Source organism: Micromonospora sp. NBC_01638 (assembly GCF_045209745.1).
Taxonomy (GTDB): Bacteria; Actinomycetota; Actinomycetes; order Mycobacteriales; family Micromonosporaceae; genus Micromonospora.
In genome coordinates, this window is sequence record NZ_CP109273.1 from 6,890,572 (window position 1) to 6,909,784 (window position 19,213).

Consider the following 19,213-nt stretch of genomic DNA (forward strand, 5'->3'; position numbering starts at 1 on the left):
ATCACGGGAAGCTACGGGTTATTTCTCTGCAATCCCTAAGTAGGCACCCCTTTGTGTCAAGACACCGCTCGGAGGGCGGGTTTAGGCTGGGTGGTGGCGGGTCCGGGAAGTGGCTTGTCCGAAGGGCCGATGTCCGGGGTCAGGTCGGTCACGCTGGATTGCAGAGTCGTCCCCGAGGGCTCTCCCGGATCCGCCGCCTGCCGTCGTTGTTGGTCTGCGTGCATGCGGGCGTAGACGACGTTGGACAGTCGCCGTTTCAGGGCGCGCATGGCTTCCATGGAAGTCTTCCCGGCGGCTTTCTTCGTGTCGAAGTAGGCGCGGCCTTCGGTGCGGTTGCGCAGCTGGACCACGGCCATGATGTGCAGTGTCCGGTTGATCCGCCGGTTGCCGGCGCGGGAGAGCCGGTGACGCTTCTGGTCGCCGGAGGAGGCGTCGAGCGGGGCGGTGCCGTTCCAGGACGCGAACCGGTTGCGGTCGGCGAAGCGGCGGATGTCGCCGACGTCTGCCAGCAGCCGGGCTGCACCTGACGGGCCAATGCCGTGCAGGTCCATCAGGGTGGAGCCGCGGGCGATCACCAGTTCCTTGAGGCCCTTCTCCGCAGCCTTGATCTTCTTGTCGATGCTCTCAAGTTCACCGATGAGCTCGACGGCGAGGCGGCGTCTGGTCTTGCCCACGATGTCGCGGGGTTTGATGGTCGCGATCAGCGCACGTGCCTGCCGGGCGGACAGGAACTGCTTTGCCCCGCCTGGGAAAAGTTCCAGCAGCAGCCGGTGCAGCCGGTTGACGGTCTGCGTCCGTGCCCGGCCAAGCTCGTCGCGACGGTCGACCAGCATCCCCATCACCTGCAGGTCCGGGTCGAGCTGGACCTGCACCAGGTTCGGCGAACGCAGTGCCACCATCGCCACCGAGTGCGCATCCACCGGGTCGGTCTTGCGGCCGTTGCCAGTGGCGAACACCCGCACCTGAGCCGACAGCTTCGCCGGCACGTCCATGACCGTCTCACCGTCATGCACCAGTCGGTGGGCGATGTGCTTGCCGATGCCGTTGCACCCCTCGACCGCCCACACCCGATCGGTGTACTTGCGGCCCGCGGCGAGCATCTGCGCGTAGCCGGTCTTGTCGGTGCCGTACCTGCCCACTGCGAGCACCCGGGCGCGTTCGTCGACAACCTCGATGGTTGCTGAGCGCTTGTGCGGGTCCATCCCGATGATCACCGACATCGGCGCCTCCTCTTGACTGAACTCGATGAGTTGTCAGCAAGGAGGGCACCGCTACTTCGAGCAGAACAAACCCCTTTTCAGCCTCTCCTCGCGCGGTGCCCGGCGAGACCGCAGGCCATGAGAGAGCCACACCAATGACACCGGTGGGCAGCCGCAATGTGGGAGCGTCTCGCCGAGCACCTGGACCGAGTCTGGCCGGACATCGATCCTGCGGAAAGTCTCTAAGTAGCCGAGTTGACTGCACTTGATCATGTGAGCGGAGCGCCGGGTGTGGCGTTCTTGCGAGGCGGTTTGATCGGATTGAATCTGGAATCGAGGTCGATGAGCCGCGACCCAGCGCGGCGACGACTCAGTGCTGTGGCCCGGCAACCTACCCCGCGAGGCAATCGAAGGCTCGGTATGCCAGGGTGATGATGCGCGCCGTCGCGGAGCGTGCGGTTTGGCTGCGCGGCGTGCAACGTCGGAGCGACCCGGCGGGGCGCCGTCATGAGCACTGGTGCAGCGAGAAAAGGCGAACAAGCGCCGATGACTTCGCGGCCGGGTTGTTCGCGGGGTTGCCGCGGTCGGATCAGCGAGCGACCGGGTTGCGGTATCTGCGAGGGCTGATGCTGGACGGCCGGAGGAAGTCGATGCAACCGATGGCGCAGCGCCTCGGGGTGGATCACCAGCAGTTGCAGCAGTTCCTGACGTCGTCGACCTGGGACGTCACCGATGTGCGGCGACGGTCGGCCACGGCCGCTGTCGACGTGGTCGGCCCGCAGGTGTGGGTGGTGGACGACACCGGGTTTCCGAAGGACGGCAACGCCTCGGCGTGTGTGGCCAGGCAGTACTCCGGCACACTCGGTAAGGTCGCGAACTGCCAGATCGCCGTGAGTGTCCACGCCGCGACCGACACCGCGTCGGCGGTGCTGGACTGGCGGCTGTTCGTGCCCGAGTCCTGGGACGAGACCTGCGTCCCCGGCCCCGATGGGAAGATCACCAACCCGCACGCCCGCAGACTGCGCCAGGAACCCGTGACCCGCGATGCGGCCGGAACGAAGAAGCCGCACGCCCGCCTGCGGCCGCCGCACGCCGAGCAGATCGACCAGATCCGCAGCCGGCGGGCAGCATCGAAACTGCCCGAAGGCGAACGGTACCGGCCGAAGTGGATGATGGCCCTCGAAATGCTCGACGAGTTGGCCGGTTGGGGCCTGCGTCCGCCGCTGCTGACTGCCGACGCCGGCTACGGGCAGGTCGCGGAGTTCCGCCAAGGCCTGACCGATCGCGGCATCGGCTACATCGTGGCGACCACCTCGTCGACCACCGCCCAGCCCGGCGACGCCCAACCCGTCGAGGTCCCATACGCCGGGGTCGGCAAGCACCCCACCCCGAGATACCCGCAACCCGCCCGCAGCCTCAAGACCATCGCTCTGACCCAAGGCCCGCACGCGACACGACTGGTGCCCTGGCGCGACCGGATCGCCACCGCCGATCGTGCCCCCGGCCAGCCCACCCGCGAGCTGGCCGGGCACTTCCTCGCCCTGCGGGTCCGGCCAGCGGGCCGCACGGTCCAACGTAGACCCTACTGTGGTGACGACGGAGTCCTACCCGAGTGCTGGTTGCTCGTGCAATGGCCACCCGGCCAGGACGAACCCACCGACTACTGGCTGTCCGACCTGCCCACCGACACACCACTTGCCGAACTGGCCCGCCTGGCCAAGAGCCGCTGGCGCATCGAGCACGACTACCGCGAACTCAAGACCGCCCTCGGACTCGACCACTTCGAAGGCCGCTCCTGGTTCGGCTGGCACCGCCACGCAGGGCTATTGCGTAGTCGGTTGAAGGGTGTTTGAGCTGGGGTTTGATGTGGGACCGGTCGAGGGTGGGTCCATGTAGGACGGGTACCCGTTGGTGATCATGGTGTTTGCGAAGACCACATGACCCAGAAGAAGGACCGCACCCGCCGATGTCATCATCACCCACCGAGATCCTGCTCCCGCACCGACCCACCGGCACACTCCCCGCCGTGGTCACTGAAGGTGATCGTCAGGGCTTGTTCGAGGTGTTGTCCACGATCCCTGACCCGCGTGATCCGCGTGGCTGCCGTTACTCGCTGGTGAGCATCCTGGCGGTGGCGGTCTGCGCGGTGCTGGCCGGGGCGTGCACGTTCGCGTCGGTGACCGATTGGGTGCGTAATCAGGACCAGGAGGTCTGGGATCGGCTCGGTTTCAGCGACCGGGTACCGGCGGCCACGACGGTGTGGCGGCTGCTGATCCGCATCGACGCCGATGTGCTCTCACGGGTGCTGGCCCGGTGGCTGTTGGCCCGAACAGCGCCGGTCACCATGGCCGGGCGGCGGTGGCGGCTCGTGATCGCCGTCGACGGCAAGGTCGAACGGGGCGCCCGGCTCGCTGACGGGCGGCAAGTTCATCTGCTGTCGGCGTACGACACCTCCACTGGTGTCGTGCTCGCCCAGGTGCGGATCGACGCGAAGTCCAATGAGATCCCGGCGTTCACTCCGCTGATGCGTCTGGTCGCCGCCCAGTTGGGATCGTTGCAAGACGTCCTGGTCGTCGCGGACGCGCTGCACGCCCAGACCGGGCACGCGGAACTCCTCGCAGCCGACGGCGGGCACCTGATGGTCACGGTCAAGGGGAACCAGCCGACCCTGCACAACCAGCTCAAATCCCTTCCGTGGGCGCAGATCCCGATCGGTTCCCAGACCCTCGAGACCGGCCACGGCCGCAAGGAAACCCGCACCGTCAAAACCGTCACCGTGGCCACTCCCGGCGAGATGGCGTTTCCCCACGCGCAGCAGGCCGTCCGAATCACCCGGACCCGCACGATCAAGGGCAACACCAGCCGCGAAGCGGCATACCTGACCGTGTCCCTGCCCGCCGAGCAGGCTCAACCCGCCGACCTCGGCACCTGGGCGCGGTCTGAATGGCACATCGAGAACCGCCTGCATTACGTCAGAGATGTGACACTACGTGAAGACGCTCACCAAGCCCGGACGGGCAACGGCCCCGCCGTCTTCGCGACACTCCGTAACACCTCGATCGGTTACCACCGCACAAACGGCGCCACGAACATCGCCGAAGCCACCCGACGCGCCAACCACCGCCCACACGACCTGATCGACGCCGTGACCACCAGCAATCCTGCCTTGACCAGGGGCAACCCCACTACGCAATAGCCCTGCACCGCCACGTCACCCTTACCGCAGCCGCCCAACTATTCCTCACCCAGTTACGGCTCGCAGACCCAAAAGCAACAGGGCAGACCTGAGCCTCTACGCCGTCCTCCGCGAACTGCAGTACCAACTCGCGACCTGGCTCGGATTCTGCCCACTCTGCCACCAACTGGTACCAACCTAACAAAGCGCTACTAGCAGGGCGGGCTCACCGTCGAACATCAGCGGCAGCCAGGTGCCGTCAGGCCACGCCACCACTGCGGTCGTGCTCGCGTTGCCGCAGTCGATCGCCAGTCGCGCCTCCCCCGCTCGCATAGACCTCAGTCAAACGAGGATCACACTCGCGTCACCCACGAATCAATCACAGCCATGAGAGCCGGACCTTCACGAGTGGCGTGGTCGACGTGACCGCCCCCGGACCTTGGCCCACCTCGTGGCTTCCTCACACGACTCTGCTGAGGCCGTATGCCGCCGACATCTCTCCGCTGACCCGGATTCCGGGACTTGGTTCGCGATGCGCTACGCTCTCGTCGTGGAGCTGGATACCAACCCCAAGAACATCGTCGGGTCAATCATCAAGGCGTCAAGACTTCTCGATGTCTTTTCGAACGATCGACGCGAAGTCTTCCTTGGGGACTTCATCAAGGAGACCGGCTACAACAAAACGACGGCGTACCGACTCCTGCAGACGATGGTGTCAGTTGGCTGGCTGACGCGCTGCCCCTCGGGCGGCTACCGGGTGGGAATGCGGGTGCTTTTGCTGGGCGCCATCGCACGGGCGGACCTGGACCTGCGGAATGAGGCCCTGCCATTCATGCGGCAGTTGGCAGAGGAGTTCGGCGACACCGCCTTCCTCATGGTGCCCGGACCGCAGGGCGCCGTGACGATTGAGGCGGTCGTCGGGCGCAATCCGGTGCGTGTGCACGGAGTTACTGTCGGCACGGTCCTGCCGTACCACGTAGCCGCTGGGCCGGTCGTCATCGCCGCCTTCTCTCCACCCATTGAAGAGGAAGTGCTGACGGCAGACCGGGTGCGGCTGACTCCGGCAACGACGGTGGAGAAAGCGGCCCTCAGGGCCAAATACGCAGAAGTCCGGAACCTCGGCTATTCGGTGAGCATCGAGGATTACATCGATGACGTAGCCGCCGTCGCGGCCCCCATACTCGACGCCGCCGGTGCGCCAATCGCATCCCTCAGCGTGGGCGGACCCGCCAGCCGTTTCACCGATCCGCTCCTGTCACAGGTCGTCGACCGGGTCGCCGCGTCCGCGAAGGCGCTTTCCGCCCGCATGAACTCCTGACCGGCCGCCACCGTACGTCCGGGTCTCCCGCAGACCGTCAGAGCCGCGTGCTCATGCGTGCGGAATCATCGACCGCGCCCCCTACTGGCAGCCTCATCACGCAAGGTCCGTCGCAGGATCTTCCCAGTCGGGGTCTTCGGCAACTCCGAGACCACCCGGAAGGCCCGGGGGCATTTGTACGCCGACAGCCGGTCGCGGCAGTGCGCTTCCAGCTCACCCGCGGAGACCGATTCACCAGGCCGGACGGTGACGTAGGCGTGGACCGTCTCGCCCCGGTACGAGTCAGGCACACCGACGACGGCCGCTTCCTGGACCGCCGGGTGCTCGTACAGGACGTCCTCAACCTCCCGAGGCCAGACCTTGTACCCGCTTACGACGATCATGTCCTTCTTGCGGTCGACGATGAAGATCCACCCCTGCTTGTCCATAAACCCGACGTCCCCGGTGTGGAGCCAGCCGCCGCGGATGGCCTTCGCGCTCTCGACGGGGCGCTGCCAGTAGCCTTCGACCACCTGCGGGCCGTGCACGCAGATCTCACCCAGCTCGCCCGGGGCAAGCACTTCTCCTTGCTCGTCCACGATCCGGACGTCCGTCCCTGGTAGCGGCACACCGATCGACACCGCCCCGGAGGCGTCGTCGACCGGAGCCTGCTGACCGAGCGGGACCCCGATGCAGGCCGAGGTGGTCTCCGTCAGCCCGTAGATGTTGTGCACGTAGACGCCGTACGCCTCTTCGTAGCGCCGCACGACCGACGCCGAGACCGGTGCACCTCCACTGTGGACATTCCTGAGCGAAGCCATCGTCGTCGCGTCGGCTGTCTCCTCGTCCAACAGCGAGATGAACGCGGTGAGCGCACCCACCGTGAACGTGGGCCGGTACCGTGCCGTGAGCGCGGCGACCACACGCGGGTCGAAGCGATGGGTGAGCACCAACGGGATTCCGTTACCGAGGGCCAGCGCCAGGTGCACGCCGAGGCCCGTGATGTGGAACAGCGGTGCTATCGCCAGGACCACGTCGTCACTGCCGAGACCGAACCACGCGCGACCGGCAACCGCCTCGTATACCAGGCCTTGGTGGCGGTTCATCGCGCCCTTCGAAGGCCCCGTTGTGCCGGAGGTATACGTGAGAAGCGCCAGGTCCCGGGTCAGCTCGCACGGCTCAAGCGGCCGGCCGCCTGAGTCCAGAATCGACAGGACCGACTCGTCTCCGCTGAGCCCTTCGGGCGCTGGGGCCCAGTTCCCCGGCATGCCCCCCGACAGATCCGCCGGGTGCGACCAGAGAACATGCCGGAGCCGCGCCGCCCCGGTACGCACGGACTCGACGATGTCTCGCATCGCAGGGTCGGCTACCAGCACGACGCAGCCGGAGTCGTCGACGACTTGCGACAACTCGCGGGTACGCAGCATCGGATTCACGGGTACAACCGTCGCGTCCGCCTTCCATGCCGCCAGCGCGCAGATCACGAACACCGGGGTGTTCTGCAGCGCGATGGCTACTCGGTCGCCGGGAGCGACGCCACGTTCCCGCAGGCCGCCGGCGAGCACATCAGTGAGCTCGGCGACCTCACAGCGAGTTATCGTACGACCGAAATAGTGCAGCGAAGGGGCCTCGGGATCCGCCTCGAGCCGCTCCTCGAACATCGACAGGATGGTGGGTGCCGGGAGGTCGATCATCGCCGGGACGCCCTGTGGATACAGTGGGTGCCAAACGCGCGACCAAGCGTTGTTCTCTTCCACGGTCAGTCAACTCCGTACATGTCGTTTACCGCGTTGAACGCGTACGTGTAGTTGCGCGCGTTTGCCAGGCCGGTGACGTATCCCTTCAACTCGCGCGTCGCCGCGGCGTTTCCGGTGGCGTACAGCCCGGGGATGATGCTGCCGTCTCGCCGCTGCACCCGCGCATGCTCATCGATCGCGAGGCCGAGAGAGCACAGCCCAACACCGAGCACCGTCAGCTGGAGGGCGTAAAACGGCGGTTCGACGATCGGGCCGAGATTCGGGTTGTCGTAATTTGGATCGCCGTACGCGCGGCGAGCGAAGGGCAGTGAGCCACGGCCGAAGTCTGGGTCCTCACCTGTCGCGGCGAAGCCGTTGAAGCGCTCGACCGTCACGGCCAAGCCCTCTTTCGAAATTCCGACCTTGTCCGCAAGCTCGTCGAGCGTGTCGAACTTCAGGACCTCCTCCGGGTAGGTGGAACCAGGAAGGTAGGGGCCGAGGGGGTAACGCTTGTGGTAGTTCTCGTCGAACACCAGCCAGCACGGGTAGTTCGCCCAGCGCTTCTTGCGCGTGTCGAAGCTGCGCAGGCCGCGGATCAGCGCCCCGTAGTAGCTCTCGTCACCGAAGCGCATCCCGTCGCGGTTCACGATCAGCGAGTGGGGGAAGCCGAGGTACTCGAGCAACTGGGTGAACATGGGTACATCGGTGCCGGGATGAGCCTGGTTCTCGAAGCGGGCTCCGAGGACCACGAAGGGATCAGCACCGCGGACCACCGTGGCGCCGACCGACTGGCCGAGGGTGAGGCCGTCGCCGGCGACGACGGGCGGGGCAGCTTCGACGAGTTCGGGTACGTCCTCGAGTTCGGCGGCGTCAGCGGAGTTCCCGTACCCGCCGACGGCGATGAGCACGCCCTTGACCACGGTGATCTCGACCGGACCGTCCGGTCCCTCCGCGACGACCCCGACGACGCGATCGCTCTCTGTGCGGAGGGCGGTGACGCGGTGCTCCAACCAGCACTCGACGCCTCGTCTGGCGAGCGCTTCCCGGGCGAATCCGGCGACCAGTCCGACGCCGTGCGTCAGGAAGTCCGCATCCCGACGTTCCTCAGCAAGCGCAAGCCGCGCGCCGACGTCACCTTCGAGCTCGTGGTAGATCTCGTCGCGGGTGATGCCGGTTCGGTAGTACGCGCTCGGGCGCAGATGCTGCCGCCATTCGCCCAATTCAGCACCATGGACCGCGGCCTCGATGAGGCGCCCCTGCTCGGTCGAGCCTGGGGACGGGTGGTACAGGTCTGGGGCGTTTCGAATCAAGGACAGCGGCACGCCGGCCTCTGCGAACCACCTCGTCGCACGGATGGACGACTCGAGGTAGGCCCGGCGCGCCTGACGGTCGACGGGTCGCCCGGCGCCTTGCACGTAGTCGAGATACTCCTCGGTCCGCTCAAGGGAGTCCGAACCAGACGTGTCGAGGTGGTTCGCGCCAACCCAGCAGAAGCCGCCACTGTATGCGGCTACGCCGCCGACCATCGACGAGCGCTCCAGGACGAGGACACGCGCACCGAGATCGTGCGCACGTAACGCGCCGGCCAGTCCGCCCAGTCCCCCGCCGATGCACACAACGTCGTAGACCGGTTTACGCCCACTCATCGTGTCACCATCGGCGTGACGACACGGTTCTCTATGTACCCAAGCGCTTCGATTTCGCATCTCACCACGTCGTTCTCCTGCAAGTAGATGGGTGGTTTCATGCCTGAACCAACGCCGGGCGGTGTCCCAGTCAGGATCACGTCTCCCGGGTGCAGCGTCATCGTCTGCGACAGGTACGCGATGAGAAACGGAACGTCGAAGAGCATGTCTTCGGTGTTCGAGTCCTGCCTGATCTCACCGTTGACCGTCGTTCGGATGTCCAGCTGGTGTGGGTCGGCGACCTCGTCCGCTGTCGTAATCCAGGGCCCGACCGGACAGAACGTGTCGAGGCCCTTCGAGCGTGATATCTGGGACTCGCCACGCTGCACATCCCGAGCCGACACGTCGTTCGCCACGCAGTAGCCGAGCACATGATTTAGTGCCTGTGCCGGATCGACCCTTCGGGCCTGCGCGCCGATGACGACCGCGAGCTCACATTCGTAGTCAACCTCGGCAGTGACGCCAGGATTCAGCTCGATGACGTCGTGAGGTCCCGTGACGGCGCTGGGGTACTTCGCGAAGATCAAGGGCACCGGCGGTGTGGCCTTGCCAACCTCCTCGATGTGTTTCAGGTAGTTCAGCCCGACCGCGAGGATCTTGCCCGGCCTCTCCACGGGTGCCAGCAGGCCGACCCGATTGTTCCGGTCCGGATCCGTCACCGACATCCGTTCACGGATGTCGGAAAGCCGGTCGACAATGTCATCCAGTGCGCGGATGTCGACACCCAGGGCACTCGCCGTTACCCAGCCACTGCGGTGATCGTCGGTGAAAACGAACTCCGCTCGGCCCGCGCCGTCGATCCGGGCGATCCTCATCGTTGCTCCTCGACTGGTACGAGCTGGCTCGGCTAGTGCGTGGCCTTGAGCGTCTCCAATACGGACTCAGCGCACCGCCGTGTGACCACTGCAAGCGCGGAATCCGAGTACCCGGCGGTGTGCGACGACAAGACGAGGCGAGGCACAGACAGCAAGGGGCTGTCCTTCGGCAGCGGTTCCTGCTCGAACACGTCGAGCGCGGCACCCGCGATCGTGCCCGCTGTCAATGCCGCAGCCAGTGCCCGCTCATCGAGGATCCCGCCGCGGCTGTTGTTTATCAGCAGGGCGTGCGGCGCCATCATGGCTAGCTCCGCCTCACCGATCAGGTTCCGGGTCGTCTCCGCTAATGGCACATGGATGGATACGACGTCGGCCTTTTCCAACAGCTCGTCGAGCGCGACCGCCTGGACCGAGTGCGCGTCCAGCGCTGCCTGACCGACGAGCGGGTCGGTGACGATGACGGACATCCCGAACACGGTGGCGAGCTTCGCGACCTCTTGGCCGATCGCCCCGAAACCCACGATGCCCAGCGTGCGTCCGTCGAGGCCCCGTCCGATGGTGGGCCCCCACTTCCCCGCCCGCACGGACTGGTCGTTCGCCAAAATGCCGCGAGCCAGCGCTACGATTTGCCCGACTGTGTACTCGGCGACGGGGCGCGCATTGCCACCTGGGACGTTCACCGTCGCTATGCCGCGTTCCTTGAGGTACCGCAGGTCGAAGTTGTCCATGCCCGCACCACACTTGGCGACGACCTTGATGTTGGGCGCATGGGCCAAAGTGGTTTCATCCACCGGCTCAAACCCGGCGATCCACGCAGTCGCGTCCGGCAACGCCTGCATCAGGGCGTGGGTGTCGCCACGATCGATCAGTTGCACGGAGCACCCCGCAGCGCGCAGCAGTTCCAGTGGCTCCTCGGAGTAGCGCCCGAAAGTCGGCGAGCTGGAAATCACCCTGTTGGTAGCGGGACTCGCTGTCATGCAGGCGCAACCCTTCTCTTCCCTGTGGGTGGGCCGCAGCGTAGCATCCGTACCGGAGAGCGCAACAGAGTCCGTAATCCGAACCAACGATCCTAGGGGCGGGCCGCAGCATGCACGAGGAGATGACCGCCGAGACGGTCAGGGCAGAAGGCGAACGGTTGGGCGTGCGTCCAAACTGGGGGCGGTGGGGCGACGGCGACGAACGCGGGACACTAAACCTCGTCACGGCGGACAACGTCCTCCGGGCGAGGGCCGCAGTCCGCACCGGCACCGTGATCAGCCTGGGCCAGCCGCTGGACGTCAACGCGCCGCCCTACTACCCGCAGGGCCTGGACCGTGCGGTCAAGCACGAGATGGTCACGGCCTGGGGGTCGAACGCCGGCGGCGACGTTCAGGCTGCCAGCGACCAGATTCACGTCCAGTGCCACGGCCTGGACAACACCCACATGGACGCGATCTGCCATATCGGGTTCGGCGGAGTCGGATACAACGGGCGCAGATTCACCGAAATGGTGGACGAGTCCGGGGCGTCGGCGTGCGACATTCTCGTGGCCGGACCGGTGGTTACGCGCGGGGTGCTCGTCGACGTCCCCCGGCTGCGCGGAATCGACCACCTGCCGAACGGTGAGCCCGTGACCGAGGCGGACCTGCGCGCCGCCGCGCCGGACGTACATCCCGGCGACGCCCTGATCATACGCACGGGTCGCGCCCGGGGGGCGGACGAGGGTCGAAGCGCCACCGAGAAGTTCGGCCGTATCTCCGGACTGCACCACGACGCGATGCGGGTCATCTCCGAGCTTGACGTCGGTCTGCTCGGCACCGACGGCTCGGCGGACAACTTCCCCGCCGTCGACGAGAATCGCCTGCCGATCCATGTCCTCGCCCTGGTGCACCTGGGCGTCCACCTGCTGCACAACCTCGCGCTCGAGGACCTGGCCGACGAACTGGCCGCCCGGCAGACCAACGAGTTCATGCTGGTAGCCGCGCCGCTTCGGCTGCCCAGGGGCACGGGGAGTCCCTTGGCCCCGGTTGCGGTCCTCTAAGTCAGTCACGGATAGGGGTTGCACATGTCGGTCCGGATCTGGCACCAGAGCATCAGCGAGCTTGACCACCTCCCGGCGTACCGGGCGATGCTCTCCGAGCACGCCCGCAGGGTCACGCGCCCCAGCACGGTCGTTGATCTCCACGGCATGCGGGCGGGTACCTACCCGAGTGGGGCGGCGCCCATCGACGTGCTGGCGAATCCGTGGTGTCATTACCTCGCCAACCTGCAGATAGTCGACGGCGTGACCCGAGCCGAGGCCGAGGGTTACGACGCGGTCGCTATCACCTGTTTCCACGACCCTGCGCTGCACGAGGCGCGTAGCGTCGTCGACATTCCCGTGGTGTCGATGTGCGAGTCGACCGTGCTGCTGTCGTGCTCCGTGGGCGCGCGACTCGGGCTCGTCGGTATCGGTCCCGCGAACGTCGAACTGGTCGCCGACCGCGTCCGGCACTACGGGCTCAGCGGTCGCGTCGCCGCAATCGTGGCGCTTGAGACGGCGGTAAACGAACACGACGTCGACGCCGAGTTCAGCGAACCGGGCGCGATGAGGCGGTCGTTCCAGACCGCAGCGCGCAAGGTCATCGCCGCCGGCGCCGACGTCGTCGTGCCCTGTGAGTCGTTGCTGAACACCTCACTCGTGCGGCAGGGCGTAACCGCGGTCGACGACGTCCCGGTCGTCGACTCGCTCGCGATCATGTTGACCCACGCGGAGTCGCTCGTACAACTGCGCAGAACGACCGGCCTGTCGGTCAGCCGGGCCGGCGAAGCTGCGAGGCCGGATCCGGCCGGCGTACGCGCGCTCCGAGCCGCCGCGGCAGCGACTCTCGCCGACTGACCGTCCAGCGGTCACCCCAGGAAGTCCTGGTACACCTTGAGCGTGACGGCCGCAGCCCCCGGGTTCGGGTCTGGCCACCAGATGGTGGTCGGGGTCGGGACGGTCCGCAGCAGTCCGTCCGGGACGAGCGCCGCAGCGTCCTCGAGCGCGTTGGCGAGCATGTCGTTCGGGCCTGCGGTCAGGATCGCGGGAACACGCAGCTGCGGCAATCGATCCTGGGTGTTGTAGGCGAACGCGGCCCGGTACGCGCCGCCGTACGTGATACCGCTTTCCAGAATGCCGACGGCGTACAGGTGCAGCTCGTCGGCTGACGGCACGCCGATCGCGCGCGTAGCAGAGTAGTCCACGCGGTACCACGGCCAGAACATGAACATGTCCCGCCGCCAGTGCCAGATGTGCTGCAGGTGCAGGCCGAACTTGTCCGGAGAGAAGCCGGGGAAGTAGTTCGTGAGCAGGTCGTCCCGGAAATCGGGTGTGACCATCACCGGTGCCTCGAGGACGGCCTTACGAATCCGCTCCGGGCGCGAAATGGCCATCTCCAGCGCGGCGCAGGCGCCGGTGTGGGACCCCCAGACGTCGAATGTGTCCCACCCGAGGGCGTCCGCTACCGCGAACGCGTCATCGGCGAGCGTCGCAACCGTCGGCGTCCGGTCGAGCGCGTCCGACAGGCCGTTGCCGAAGTAGTCAACGCCGACCACGGTGCGGCCCTCCGCGAGACCGGAGATGACCGGGGCGAACTGGGCCGACGACCCGCCCCCTGTCGGAAGCACCAGCACCGGTGGTCCTGACGAGCCGGCCCGCCGCAGATGGACCCGGCCGACGGTGGTGTCTCGGTATTCGTGCCACACCTTGGTTCCGGGCAGGGGCGCGGTAGGCGGCGGAGCGGCCGCGGACGGTTGCGGCGCCGCCGCCAGCAGGTCGGGAATCTCGGACAGTGCGTTGGCGCGCGGCAGCGCGGCCATGGCGTCCAGCGCGGGTACCAGCTTCTCGCTGCACATTCGCCAACACGCTGCCCATGTCTCCGGCGCGGTGACCGCGTCAATGAAGCTGACGCTCAAGTCGGCAACGCTCGGAAGCGGATCCCCTGCGGTCACCGGCAACGTCGGTTCGTCCGGGCGAAGCAGCCGGCGATCGCGCAGGAACGACCACAGGGCGTTCAGGTGCGCTCCGTCGGCTCGCGGGCTCAAGCCGGGCGGCGCGGTACGGGTCTGGACCCAGCCCCGTGCGGCGTCAGCGTTGACCAGCACCGTGGACGCCGGCGCCAGCCGCTCAAGGAGGCTCGGCACGAGCGCGCACGACAGCTCGAAGGACAGCAGCGCGAACTGGTTGTCGAGAAACGCCAGGCTCTCGGCTATCAGGTTGGCCGAGAGCTCGACGGATGCCGGCGCAACGCGCGCGGACCCGCCGACCCCCGGGGGCTCCACGACGATGACCCGCCAGGACGGCAGAGCGCGACGCAACTCGGACGCCTGAAAGGAGGCCGCCCGCGTCAGGCCCGCCACCGCGACAAGCGTCGGACCCTCGCCGTCGATCCAGATCCTGAGCTGGCCACCGCTTGTGGTGACGTAGTGTGGGCTGGGCATCAGGCTCCCTACTCCGATCGCGATACGGCCGCTGGTCACAGCCGTTCGGTGGGTGTCGATTCTGAATCCACCAGGAGTTGTTCGAACTCGGGCGCCACCACGGCCGGGTCGAGGCCGAGGTGCCGGGCAACCATGTCCGGGTCCTTCTCCAGCTCCGCTGGCGACCCCGCTGAGATGATGTCCCCGCGATGGATCAGATAGGCGAATTCGGCGATGGGCAGGGCGATGGCGGCGTTCTGCTCGACGAGCAGGATGCTCACGCCGGACGCGTGGATCTGTTTGATCGCCCCGAACACGACGTCCACGAGCGCGGGCGACAGCCCCATCGACGGCTCGTCGAGGAGCAGCATCGAAGGCTTAGTCATCAGGGCGCGTGCGATCGCCAGCATCTGCTGCTCGCCGCCGCTCATCAGGCCGGCGACCTGGTTGCGGCGCTCGTGCAGCCGTGGGAACAGATCCCACACGTCCTGCATCACTGCGGTGCGCCGCCTGCCGCGAGCGAACGAGCTGAGCTCCAGATTCTCCTCGACGGTCAGCGGGGCGACCACCATCCGACCCTCCGGCACCAGCGCCAGGCCGCGGCGGCTGACGCGGAAGGCGGCTGTTCGGGTGATGTCCTCCCCCGCGAACGTCACACGGCCGCCTACGGGTCGCAGGAGACCAGCGATCGTGTTCAGAGTCGTGGACTTGCCGGCGCCATTCGCGCCCAGCAGAGCGGTGAGGGAGCCTTCCTCAACCCTAAACGACAGGTCGGTGACAGCCGGGATTGTGCCGTAGCGAACAGACAGATCTTCGACGGTAAGGATCGGGGCCATAGAGTTTCACCTTCCGAAGTAGGCGCGGCGTACGTCGGGCAGGCGAAGGCAGGTCACCGGCTCGTCCTCCGCGATCACAGTGCCGGCCGCGATGACCGCCACCCGGTCGCAGCACTTCTCCAACAGCCGCATGTTGTGCTCGACCACGATCACGGTCAGCCCTTCGTCGCGCAGCTTCGCGAGCAGCTGCGCGATGGGCAGCCAGTCGGCGTCGTTCATGCCGGCCGTCGGCTCGTCTAGGAGGAGCAGCTGCGGCCGGGTCGCCAGCGCACGTGCGATCTCTAGCCTGCGCTGGTCGCCGTAGGAGAGAGTCTCGGCCAACCGGTCGGCGACCGCCGAAAGACCGACGAAGTCGAGCATCTCGTCGGCGAGCTGGCGGACCTCTCGACGGTCCTTCCACTCGGCCGGCAGCCCCAGCATGCTGCCAAGCATGCTGGCACGACGATGCCGGTAGCTGCCGGCCGCGACCTGTTCCCGTACCGTCAGGCCACGAAACAGCCGGATGTTCTGGAACGTCCGGGCGACGCCGAGCTTGCTGATCCGCAGCGCGTCGAAATTCGTCGCATCCACGTCGCCGATCGCCATGCGACCGCCGCTGGTCTTGCCGAAGCCAGTCATGAGATTCAGCAGCGTCGTCTTGCCCGCGCCGTTCGGCCCGGCGACTCCGAAGATCGTCGAGCGCGGCACCGAAAAGGTCACAGACCTTAGCACCTGCAGTCCGCCGAAGTTCTTCGAGATGTTCTCCAACTGCGCGGCGACGTCGTGTTTCGTCGCGCGCTCGGGATGAACGTCGGTGCTCATTGCGCTGCCCCCACATCCGTCAACTCCGACGGGCTGCGCCCGTCGCCGACCCCCGCAGACCCCTCGGGTCGCCGTCGTTTCGCCTGAATCCGCCGCCACCGGATCGGGTCGATCAGCCCGTCGGGCAGCCAGATGATGATCGCGAGCAGAAGAAGCCCATTGATGATCGCCTGGCCCTCGCCGATGTACTGGCTGATATAGATGGGTAGGCCGGTGAAGACCGCGGCGCCGATGACCGAGCCGGACCAGTGGTAGGCACCGCCCAGGACGACGCTCGCGAGCACCGTCATCGACAGGTCGACGTAGAACGTATCCGGGTCGATGAACGACAGTCGAGAGGCCAACATGACACCGCCCACCGCACCTATCGCCCCGCTGAGGCCGAAGGCGAGGACGTGCACCCGGCCGACCGGGATGCCGAGAGCGGCAGCGACGTTCGGGTCCTCCCGGGTCGCGTCCGCCGCGGCGCCGAACTTCGACCGCTTCAGCAGGAACAGCACCGCGCTCACGACGACCAGGAGCAGCGCCATCTGCCACGGCGTCAGCGCTGCGGGGACGACCTCACCGGCCGAGCCGCCCGTGTGGTCCCCGAGGTTGACCACGAAGACCCGGGTGATCAGCACGAGGGCGACGGTCGCCAGGGCGAGCCAGTGGCTCGACAGGCGCAGGAACAGCCGCCCGGCGATGAGCCCGACCACAGCTGCGGCTACCACCCCGGCAAGGAGCGCCGTGACCACTCCAAGCTCGGTGTTGGTGAGCACCCAGGTCGATGTGAAGGCCCCGATCGCGGCGAAGCTGACGGTCGCGAAGCTCAGCAGGCCTGCCCACAGGGTGACGTACGTGCTCAGCGCGAGGACCGCCCCTGCCATCACAAACAGTGTGGCGCTCTGGAGAAGAACGAGGTCGGCATTCATTTCGTCACGCCCTCACAACGGTCGCTATACGGAGGAGACCCTGCGGTCTCCAGAGGAGGACGACGAGCACGAGTCCGAACGTGATCGCGTCCTGATACGACGCGGAGATGTAGGAAGCCGAAAGGGTCTGCACGACCCCGATGAACAGCCCACCGAGGGCGCTACCGCGAACATCGCCGAAGCCACCGATCACCACGGCGGCGAAGCCCTGGAGCAGCAGGTGATCACCGACCGTGAAGTTGAAGCTGTGCCCGCTGGCGAGCAGGATTCCCGCCAGTCCAGTGACAGCACCGGACAACATCGCGGCCCCGACGATCATCGCGCGCGGCGAGATGCCCGCGATCTCCGCCGAACGCTTCTCGTAGCCGACGGCACGAATCGCCGCCCCGACATTCGTGCGGTGGAGCAGGAGGTACACGGCGGTGATGACGGCGGCCGCACACACCACCGCGATCAACTGGGTGTGGAGGATGCTGATGCTGCCCACGTTGATCAGCCCGCGCGGTGACTTGTCCGGCGGGAAGCCGACCGGGGTCGCGTCGGTGGCGATGCTCATGACCTCCCGGAGCGCGATCCACATCGCCACGCTCGCGATGACCGCCCCCAGCATCTGCACCCCTCGGCGCCGGAGCGGTTCAAACGCCACCTGGTCGACGAACACTGCGACCAGGCCGGCGGACAGGACCCCGACGACGCACGCCAGCCAGTACGGAAGGTTCGCCGCGGTGACGGCGAAGTACGCGATGATCGCGCCGTACGTGGCATAGACACCTTGCGCCAGGTTCAGGATCTGCATCGTCGAGAAGACGATGCCGAAGCCGACCGCGAACAGAGCGTATATCGCGCCGACGGAGATCCCGTTCACCAGTTGCTCGACGAACAGCATCTCGCTCCTCTCTCATAACGGTGCTCGGGCCGCCGCGGACGACGGCCCCGAGCGTCGGCGAGTTGTCAGTTCAGCCGTTCCACGGCTGGATTTCGCCGTTCGGCTTTGTGTAGCTGACGATCTTGACGCCCTCACTCGCGTCGAGCTGACCGCCGTCGAAGGTGACCGTCCCGTAGATCGTGTTGTCCACCGACTTCAGGTCACCTAACGCCTTGGTGAGGCTCTCCCTGGTCGGCTTGTCACCGGCGGCCTTCAAGCCGACCGCCATCGTCCAGATCGCGTTATAGCCCTGCGCCGCGAAGTCGTCGGGGTCGGCCCCATACTGCTTCTTGTAGTCGTCGGCGAACTTCTTGCCCTGGGCATTCGCCTCGCTGGCGAGGTAGTACACCGGGAACGGGACCTTGTCGAGCGCGTCCGGCTGCGACTTGAACACCCCAGTACCGACCACGGTCTCGCCCGTGATGATCTGGCCCTTGTAGCCCTTGTCGTGGAGGGCTGCGATCATCCCGACTGCCTCAGACTGCGTGGCGGCGACAACGATCGAATTCGGGTTCTTCTGAATCAGCTGCGCGGCAGCGCTCGTGAAGTCGGTCTGCTTCGCCAGGATCCCGACCTGACCCAGGTCGCTGACGCCGGCCGATTCGAGGCCCTTCTTAAAGGCCACCGCCTGGGAGACGATGCCGGCGTTATCGGTCATGACGCTGTACGCGGCCGACTTCAGACCCTTCTTCTCGGCGACGGCCTTGCCGATGACCTCGTTGGCGGGGTGCGGCATGGTCGTCGTCCGGATGACGTACGGCAGCTGCGCCATGTTCGGCTCGGTCGCACCCCAGATGTCGAGGGGAACCTTCTGCGCGATCGCGATGGGCTTCACCGCTCCCGCCACGGGGCTGAGGATGCAGCATGCCAGTCCGAGGATGCTCTTGTCAGCCGCCAGTTGCGCGGCGACACCTGCGGACTTGGCTGGATCCTCCGAGCCTTCCTTCTTGACGAGTTCGATCTTCCGGCCGGAGCCGATCAGGCCCTGGTCGTTGACGTGGTTGGCCGCGATCGCCGCACCCTGCACCCAGGATCGGCCGGCACCGGCCAACGGTCCCGTCTCGGCGACGATGATGCCGATGCGGGCCGAACTTCCATCACCTGACCCCGTCGTGGTGCTCTTTGCGCAACCGGCGGACAGCGCCACGACGGTCACGACGATGGGTGCCAGAGCGAGGCGGAGCGAACTCCGGCCCCGCGTCGAGGGGCGATGAGTTGTCCTCGTGCGGCGCACTGAAACTCCTTGCTCGAGTGTCGTCTACTGCCGGTCTGCTCGGCATGCGGGGCCATGGCGCTAGGGCGCGCACCCTCGGGTCGGGTGCGCGGCCTTCGCCGCTGTGAGCGTCAGGCGCCGTGGGGTTGCCCGGCCCTCGACCTAAGCCGATGAAGAGATCGTCTCGTTTCTTACCGG

Annotated in this window: 16 protein-coding genes; 5 read left to right on the forward strand and 11 right to left on the reverse strand. The window is 66.8% G+C overall.

Features of this window, described 5'->3' with window-relative positions:
• Positions 1–56 precede the first annotated feature (56 nt).
• The gene (locus tag OG811_RS32000) at positions 57–1,220 is read right to left on the reverse strand and encodes an IS110 family transposase (RefSeq protein WP_406071070.1); all 1,164 of its coding nucleotides are present in this window, start codon (positions 1,218–1,220) and stop codon (positions 57–59) included.
• Between the two features lie 542 nt (positions 1,221–1,762).
• On the opposite strand from OG811_RS32000, the gene OG811_RS32005 reads away from it, so the two are divergent.
• The 3 genes from OG811_RS32005 (at position 1,763) to OG811_RS32015 (ending at position 5,692) form a co-directional block, all read left to right on the forward strand.
• Positions 1,763–3,052, forward strand: coding sequence for an IS701 family transposase (locus OG811_RS32005; RefSeq protein ID WP_406075998.1), 1,290 nt, complete (start codon positions 1,763–1,765; stop codon positions 3,050–3,052).
• 113 nt (positions 3,053–3,165) lie between these two features.
• Positions 3,166–4,395 (forward strand): ISAs1 family transposase, encoded by a 1,230-nt coding sequence (locus OG811_RS32010; protein ID WP_406068478.1) that lies wholly within the window; start codon positions 3,166–3,168, stop codon positions 4,393–4,395.
• A 529-nt stretch (positions 4,396–4,924) separates the two neighbouring features.
• On the forward strand, positions 4,925–5,692 hold the full coding sequence (locus OG811_RS32015) for an IclR family transcriptional regulator (protein ID WP_406071071.1): 768 nt from the start codon (positions 4,925–4,927) through the stop codon (positions 5,690–5,692).
• Between the two features lie 65 nt (positions 5,693–5,757).
• On the opposite strand, the gene OG811_RS32020 is transcribed toward OG811_RS32015, so the two are convergent.
• The 4 genes from OG811_RS32020 to OG811_RS32035 are packed head-to-tail and all read right to left on the reverse strand — an operon-like array spanning position 5,758 to position 10,884.
• Complete coding sequence (locus OG811_RS32020) at positions 5,758–7,428, reverse strand: class I adenylate-forming enzyme family protein (RefSeq protein ID WP_406071072.1); 1,671 nt, start codon at positions 7,426–7,428, stop codon at positions 5,758–5,760.
• A gap of 2 nt (positions 7,429–7,430) precedes the next feature.
• Positions 7,431–9,053, reverse strand: a complete 1,623-nt coding sequence (locus OG811_RS32025) for an FAD-dependent oxidoreductase (RefSeq protein ID WP_406071074.1) — start codon at positions 9,051–9,053, stop codon at positions 7,431–7,433.
• Positions 9,050–9,907, reverse strand: a complete 858-nt coding sequence (locus OG811_RS32030; protein ID WP_406071075.1) for a fumarylacetoacetate hydrolase family protein — start codon at positions 9,905–9,907, stop codon at positions 9,050–9,052. The genes OG811_RS32025 and OG811_RS32030 overlap by 4 nt, the downstream gene beginning before the upstream one ends.
• A gap of 32 nt (positions 9,908–9,939) precedes the next feature.
• A complete protein-coding gene (locus OG811_RS32035) occupies positions 9,940–10,884 on the reverse strand; it encodes a phosphoglycerate dehydrogenase (RefSeq protein ID WP_406071076.1) in 945 nt (314 codons plus the stop codon).
• Positions 10,885–11,006: 122 nt separating this feature from the next.
• Between OG811_RS32035 and OG811_RS32040 the strand changes: the two genes are divergently transcribed.
• Positions 11,007–11,927, forward strand: coding sequence for a cyclase family protein (locus OG811_RS32040; RefSeq protein WP_406071078.1), 921 nt, complete (start codon positions 11,007–11,009; stop codon positions 11,925–11,927).
• 24 nt (positions 11,928–11,951) lie between these two features.
• Positions 11,952–12,764 carry an aspartate/glutamate racemase family protein gene (locus OG811_RS32045; RefSeq protein WP_406071080.1) on the forward strand — a complete coding sequence of 271 codons (813 nt, stop codon included), beginning with the start codon at positions 11,952–11,954 and terminating at the stop codon, positions 12,762–12,764.
• Between the two features lie 11 nt (positions 12,765–12,775).
• Here OG811_RS32045 and OG811_RS32050 read toward each other — a convergent pair whose 3' ends face one another.
• The 6 genes from OG811_RS32050 to OG811_RS32075 form a co-directional block, all read right to left on the reverse strand.
• Complete coding sequence (locus OG811_RS32050; protein ID WP_406071082.1) at positions 12,776–14,347, reverse strand: alpha/beta hydrolase; 1,572 nt, start codon at positions 14,345–14,347, stop codon at positions 12,776–12,778.
• Between the two features lie 35 nt (positions 14,348–14,382).
• Positions 14,383–15,162, reverse strand: coding sequence for an ABC transporter ATP-binding protein (locus OG811_RS32055; RefSeq protein WP_406071084.1), 780 nt, complete (start codon positions 15,160–15,162; stop codon positions 14,383–14,385).
• A 6-nt stretch (positions 15,163–15,168) separates the two neighbouring features.
• Entirely contained in the window at positions 15,169–15,963 is a 795-nt protein-coding gene (locus tag OG811_RS32060; protein WP_406071085.1) for an ABC transporter ATP-binding protein, read from the reverse strand.
• The gene (locus OG811_RS32065) at positions 15,960–16,832 is read right to left on the reverse strand and encodes a branched-chain amino acid ABC transporter permease (protein WP_406071087.1); all 873 of its coding nucleotides are present in this window, start codon (positions 16,830–16,832) and stop codon (positions 15,960–15,962) included. Before OG811_RS32065 ends, OG811_RS32060 begins: the two co-directional genes overlap by 4 nt.
• A 49-nt stretch (positions 16,833–16,881) precedes the next feature.
• Entirely contained in the window at positions 16,882–17,763 is an 882-nt protein-coding gene (locus tag OG811_RS32070; RefSeq protein WP_406071089.1) for a branched-chain amino acid ABC transporter permease, read from the reverse strand.
• A 70-nt stretch (positions 17,764–17,833) separates the two neighbouring features.
• The gene (locus OG811_RS32075) at positions 17,834–18,958 is read right to left on the reverse strand and encodes an ABC transporter substrate-binding protein (protein WP_406071090.1); all 1,125 of its coding nucleotides are present in this window, start codon (positions 18,956–18,958) and stop codon (positions 17,834–17,836) included.
• Positions 18,959–19,213 lie beyond the last annotated feature (255 nt).